Here is a 554-nt window from a genome sequence, read left to right on the forward strand (position 1 = left end):
GGCCGCCGAGGTCAGGCAGTTCCACCGGAATGCGCCGGTCAAAACGGCCCGGACGCAGCAGCGCCTTATCGAGCGAGTCAGGGCGGTTGGTCGCCGCCAGAATTACGACGCCCTTCTTTCCATCGAAGCCGTCCATCTCGGCCAGAAGCTGGTTTAACGTCTGCTCCCGCTCATCGTTGCCGCTGAAGCCGCCGCCGTCACGCTTTTTACCGATCGTATCGATCTCATCGATAAATACGATACAGGGCGCCTTCTCATTCGCCTGCTTAAACAGATCCCTTACCTTTGACGCTCCCATACCCACAAACATCTCCACAAACTCTGAACCGGAGATGGAAAAGAACGGTACGTGTGCCTCGCCGGCCACCGCTCTGGCAAGAAGCGTCTTACCGGTACCCGGAGGGCCGACCAGCAGTGCGCCCTTTGGAAGGCTGGCGCCGATATCTGCATATTTCTGCGGATTATGAAGGAAGTCCACGATCTCCTTTAAGGCGTCCTTCGCCTCTTCCTGGCCCGCCACGTCGGCAAAGGTCTTGCCGGTCTCTGACTCCGCG

The 554-nt window shown here is 58.8% G+C and carries 1 protein-coding gene; it reads right to left on the minus strand.

Annotated elements, in window-relative coordinates:
* Nucleotides 1–554 (minus strand): AAA family ATPase (locus NE664_12955; GenBank protein ID MCQ4727541.1); only part of this gene is annotated, 554 nt, incomplete at both ends.

It is taken from the genome of Anaerotignum faecicola (assembly GCA_024460105.1).
Lineage (GTDB): Bacteria > Bacillota > Clostridia > Lachnospirales > Anaerotignaceae > JANFXS01.